Source organism: uncultured Novosphingobium sp. (genome assembly GCF_964277725.1).
GTDB classification, from domain to species: Bacteria; Pseudomonadota; Alphaproteobacteria; order Sphingomonadales; family Sphingomonadaceae; genus Novosphingobium; species Novosphingobium fluoreni.
The window spans coordinates 1-4,740 of the sequence record NZ_CAXYKL010000166.1 but is presented as its reverse complement, the minus strand read 5'-3'; the positions used below and the strand labels follow the sequence as shown (position 1 = coordinate 4,740).

4 protein-coding genes and 1 pseudogene are annotated in these 4,740 nt (G+C 64.9%); 1 reads left to right on the top strand and 4 read right to left on the bottom strand.

Annotated features, from left to right (window positions below):
• The first annotated feature begins 309 nt into the window (after positions 1-309).
• Complete coding sequence (locus ACHWRX_RS09605; RefSeq protein WP_394659022.1) at positions 310-792, top strand: RNA pyrophosphohydrolase; 483 nt, start codon at positions 310-312, stop codon at positions 790-792.
• 34 nt (positions 793-826) lie between these two features.
• On the opposite strand, the gene ACHWRX_RS09600 is transcribed toward ACHWRX_RS09605, so the two are convergent.
• The 4 genes and pseudogenes from ACHWRX_RS09600 to ACHWRX_RS09585 form a co-directional block, all read right to left on the bottom strand.
• The gene (locus ACHWRX_RS09600) at positions 827-1,366 is read right to left on the bottom strand and encodes a tetratricopeptide repeat protein (RefSeq protein WP_394659021.1); all 540 of its coding nucleotides are present in this window, start codon (positions 1,364-1,366) and stop codon (positions 827-829) included.
• Positions 1,367-1,381: 15 nt separating this feature from the next.
• Entirely contained in the window at positions 1,382-2,557 is a 1,176-nt protein-coding gene (locus tag ACHWRX_RS09595) for an RsmB/NOP family class I SAM-dependent RNA methyltransferase (protein WP_394659020.1), read from the bottom strand.
• A gap of 135 nt (positions 2,558-2,692) precedes the next feature.
• Positions 2,693-4,153, bottom strand: coding sequence for an IMP dehydrogenase (gene guaB, locus ACHWRX_RS09590; protein ID WP_394659019.1), 1,461 nt, complete (start codon positions 4,151-4,153; stop codon positions 2,693-2,695).
• Positions 4,154-4,365: 212 nt separating this feature from the next.
• Positions 4,366-4,740: pseudogene (locus ACHWRX_RS09585) on the bottom strand (peptidase M28); the annotation flags it as partial.

Genomic DNA, 4,740 nt, shown 5'->3' with positions numbered 1-4,740 from the left:
ACGACTACGGCTTCGGGTACGGCGCTGTCGGCCAGGGCCGCCTGATCATTCTCGGCAGTTATGGTTGCCATTGTAGTCCTCTTAAGCCGGGCCTGCGACTACTAGCGGATGTCGCCGTGCCCTCTTTGTTCATGGGATCGCCCTGAGCGCGTTCCATGCCTCGGGCAATCTAGAAAATCCATCACTTATGAAACGTCAGCCTCATTCGATGGCCCACAATTGAGGCTGGCCAAAAAGCGGACGCTGCGCCATTGTCCGCCAATCGCAGTTCAGTGCGACCATCGTGCTTTTCAAGCTGAGTCCCTTAAAATGAATGATTTCTCCCGGCTCCCCTATCGACCGTGCGTCGGTGTCATGCTCGTGAACGCCGATGGCAAGGTGTTCGTCGGTAAGCGGATCGACAATCGCGAGGGCGACTGGTGGCAGATGCCCCAAGGTGGCGTGGACAAGGGCGAGGATTTGCGGGGCGCCGTTCTGCGGGAACTGTGGGAGGAAACCGGGGTCAAGGGCGATCACGTCAGCCTCATCTCTCAATCGAAGGAAGAGCTGCTATACGATCTGCCCGATCACCTGATGGGCAAGCTGTGGGGCGGCAAGTATCGCGGGCAGCGGCAGACCTGGTTTTTGGCTCGCTTAGAGGGTGGTGACGGCGATATCGACCTGAATGCCCACCGCCCGCCGGAATTCTGCGAGTGGCAATGGCTCGACCCGGAACTGCTGCCGGAGATGATCGTGCCTTTCAAAAAGCGGGTCTATCGCACCGTGCTCGACGAATTTCGACCGCTAATCTGACGCTGCCCATCTAGTCGGTCCGATTTTCGGACCGTTAGTTCTCCGTTACGGACTTTGGGCTTGCCGGCGCGGCGCTGACCATGCGGGGCATCGGGCCGCGGGCGATCGCCGCCGAAAGCTGCCGCACTTCCTCGCACTCACCACCGCACAACGTCTTCAATCGGGCCAGATTGCGGTTGGCCTTCTCGGTCGCGCCCTTCTCGGCCATGGCCGCGCCCTCCCCCGCGATGGCGGACAAGTTGCGCGGATCGGCTTCCAGCGCCTCACGGTAATAGTGGATGGCCTTGCCCTGCATGCCCATGCGGCGCGTGGCGGTGGCCAAATCGACGAGGATTTGCGGATTGCCAGGTTGCACCGCCAGCGCCGCTTCGAACGCGGACACAGCGCCTTCAAGACGACCGGCACCTAGCTCGGTCCGCCCCTCGGCCACCAGTTCCGCTGCTCGCGTAGTCAGCGCGTCAGCGGGCGATGAGTGGAGCACGCTGGAGCTGATCGCGGCGGCAAGCGAAAGAGCCAGGGCGACGGGAGTGTAGCGCATCAACATGTCCTTGGCCGAGAGCGATGTCCTGGTCATCTTGTCGCACCGCTATCACACCGCCCGGAAGCGTGCGATGAAAAAGCCATCGGTCTGATCACGATGCGGCGTAAGTCGCAGCCCCGGGCCACGCGGCGAGCCAGCCGGCAGCTGCGGAAGGTCTGCGCGCCAGCGGCCGTTCGCGCGATCGAGAAAGGCCTGCACCTGGCGCGCGCCTTCCCCATCAAGCAGCGAGCAGGTAACGAAGACGAGTCTCCCGCCGGGCCGAACCAGTGTGGCCGCCACATCGAGCAGTCGCGCCTGGACGGTGCGATACCGCTCCAGCTGCGCGGGCGTCAGCCGCCAGCGCGCCTCGGGATTTCGCCGCCAGGTACCCGTCCCAGAACATGGCGCATCCACCAGCACCGCATCGGCCTGCCCGTGCCAGTCGCTCAAGGCCTGCCCCTCCCGATTAGGATCGAGCAGGCGTGTTTCGATCATGCCCGCCCCGGCGCGTTCAGCGCGCGGTGCCAGGCGGGAGAGCCGGTTGCGATCGGTGTCGGTCGCCAGCAGGCGGCCCTCACCCTTCATCGACGCCGCGAGCGCCAGCGTCTTGCCACCGCCACCGGCGCAAAGATCGATCACGCTTTCGCCGGGCAGCGCCTCGACCGCTTGGCAGGCCAGCTGCGAGCCCAGGTCCTGGACTTCGATCATGCCCTCGCGCCAGGCATCGGACTGTTCGATGGCCGTGCCGTGGGGATAGCGCCACGAGGCTGCCGAGAGCGTCTGCTCGCCACCATCCGGCATCGCGGCGCGCCCGGCCCGAAGCGTATTCAGTCTGACGTCCAGCGGGGCGCGATCCAGCAATGCGGCGGCTTCGGCATCGGCGATACCGCTGGCGGCCAAAGCCTCGATCAACCAGGCCGGCGCGATCCCCCCCGTCGCGATCGGCTCGTCCGGCAGGATCGGAGCCGGGGCGTGGCGCGTACCGTCGAACAATGCTGCCAGTGCCTCGTCACCTTGCGCCAGCAGGAGCATGGCGGCGCGGCCATTGTCCGGCACCTCCCCGCAAGCCCGGATCGCACGATAGACCAGTTCGCGAACCGCGCGACGGTCCTTGCTGCCGGCAAACCGGCGGGACTTGAACCAGTCAGTGATGAGCCGATCCGCCGGCGCCCCGTTGTTGCGGGCGGCGGCGATGACCAGATCGAGGATCTCGATCGCGGCCTGGACTCGGGCGGCGGGGGTCATGGCCGGCCTTCCGCCTGGCCAGGAGACCGCAGCGGCGCTGGCTTTACGCGTCCGTTCGCCAACAAGCCCTCCCCCGGCCCCTCCCGCAAGCGGGAGGGGAGATTCCAGCGCTCGTCGCTTCGCAGATGCGGATTGTTACCGCGTTGGATAGTTGGGTGCCTCACGCGTGATGGTGACATCGTGGACATGGCTCTCACGAAGACCCGCGCCGGTGATGCGGATGAACTTGGAATTGTGGCGCAGATCGTCAATCGTCGCCGAGCCGGTGTAGCCCATCGCCGCCTTGATGCCGCCGACCAGTTGATGGATCACATCGCGTGCCGGGCCCTTGTATGGCACCTGCCCCTCGATCCCCTCAGGCACCAGCTTCATCTGGTCCTTGATGTCGCCCTGGAAGTAGCGATCCGCCGATCCGCGGCCCATCGCGCCTACCGATCCCATGCCGCGATACGACTTGTAGGCGCGGCCCTGATACAGGAACGTCTCACCCGGCGCTTCTTCGGTACCGGCAAGCATCGAGCCGATCATGACCGTCGACGCGCCGCCTGCCAGCGCCTTTGCCGCATCTCCCGAGGTGCGCAGGCCGCCATCGGCGATCACCGGCACGCCGGACTTTTCCGCCTCTTCCGCCGCTTCCATCACGGCCGTCAACTGCGGCACGCCCACTCCGGCAACAACGCGCGTGGTGCAGATCGAGCCGGGCCCGATCCCGACCTTCAGCGCATCCGCCCCGGCATCGATCAGCGCCCGAGCGGCTTCACCCGTCGCGATATTGCCCGCGATCACTTGTGCCGAGTTCAACAGTTTCTTCACTCGCTCCACCGCGCGGGCGACGTCGGCATTGTGGCCGTGCGCCGTGTCGATCACGATCACGTCACACTCGGCCGCGAGCAGCGCTTCGGTGCGCTCAAATCCCTTGTCGCCAACCGTAGTCGCCGCCGCCACTCGCAGGCGGCCCGCCGCGTCCTTGGTGGCTTCCGGATACATCACGGCCTTTTCGATGTCCTTGACAGTGATGAGGCCAATGCAGCGAAAGGCTTCGTCCACCACCAGCAGCTTTTCGATCCGGCGCTGGTGCAACTGGCGGCGGGCTTCCTCCTGGGTGACGCCCAAGCCGACCGTGGCGAGATTATCCCGCGTCATCAGCTCGGAAACCGGCTGCAGCGGGTTGGCGGCGAAACGTACGTCGCGGTTGGTCAGGATGCCCACCAGCTTGCCGCCCGGCTGCTCCACCACGGGGATGCCGCTGATCCGATGCTGGCTCATCAGCGCTTGCGCATCGCCCAGCGTGGCGTTCGGCCCGATCGTGATCGGGTTGACCACCATGCCGCTCTCAAAGCGCTTGACCTGGCGCACGGCGGCGCACTGTTCTTCGATGGTCAGGTTGCGATGAAGCACACCGATGCCGCCCATCTGCGCCATGACGATCGCCATGTCTCCCTCGGTGACGGTATCCATCGCGGAGGAGATGACCGGAATATTCAACCCGATCTCACGCGTCAGCCGCGTGCGGGTGTCTGCCTGCGTGGGAACGATATCGGACTTCGCCGGGCGCAGCAGCACGTCGTCAAAAGTCAGCCCGAGCGAGATTTCCATGTGCGCCATTCTCCGGTGCGGATTCGTGGCGGCCCATGTAATCAAGCCGAGCCCGAACCGCTAGGGCGTATCGACATTCGGCCCTGACGGCCTGCAAAGGGCGGTTCGAGGCGGTTCTAATGCTCACGAAACCGAAATCCGCTGGGCGCCGGACCACGCCGAACCACCCTTTTCGGAACGGCGTCTTCTAAACGGCGATATACCCTATGGCATCACTTCGTCTTTCGCGGCACCTTGCGCGGATCAGCGAAATGACGGGTGAGCGCCGTCAGCATCCGGACATCGTCCGCCGCGCCGCCCAGTTCGATGGGTCTAGAAAGATCGTCGTCGGGATGATGATACCGTCCCTCGAAGAAGGCCCGCATCAAATTGACCTTGCCGTAAGCCGTGGTCACCATCACCGCAGGGATATCATGCTGCAACAGCGCCCAGCCATCCTGCCGCTTGACGAACTCGTTCGCTTCGTCGCCCGGCACGATGCGTAGCCGCTCGGCCTTGGCGACTTGCTCGATCTGCGAATCCAGGTTGGTCATTCCCCGCCCGACGATGGCGAACGGCGTGCCCTTGGGAGCGATGGCCACGCTATC

Coding starts and splice junctions, on each gene's coding strand:
- ACHWRX_RS09605 (WP_394659022.1), top strand. CDS start 310: ATGAATGATTTCTCCCGGCTCCCCTATCGACCGTGCGTCGGTGTCATG.
- ACHWRX_RS09600 (WP_394659021.1), bottom strand. CDS start 1,366: ATGACCAGGACATCGCTCTCGGCCAAGGACATGTTGATGCGCTACACT.
- ACHWRX_RS09595 (WP_394659020.1), bottom strand. CDS start 2,557: ATGACCCCCGCCGCCCGAGTCCAGGCCGCGATCGAGATCCTCGATCTG.
- guaB (WP_394659019.1), bottom strand. CDS start 4,153: ATGGAAATCTCGCTCGGGCTGACTTTTGACGACGTGCTGCTGCGCCCG.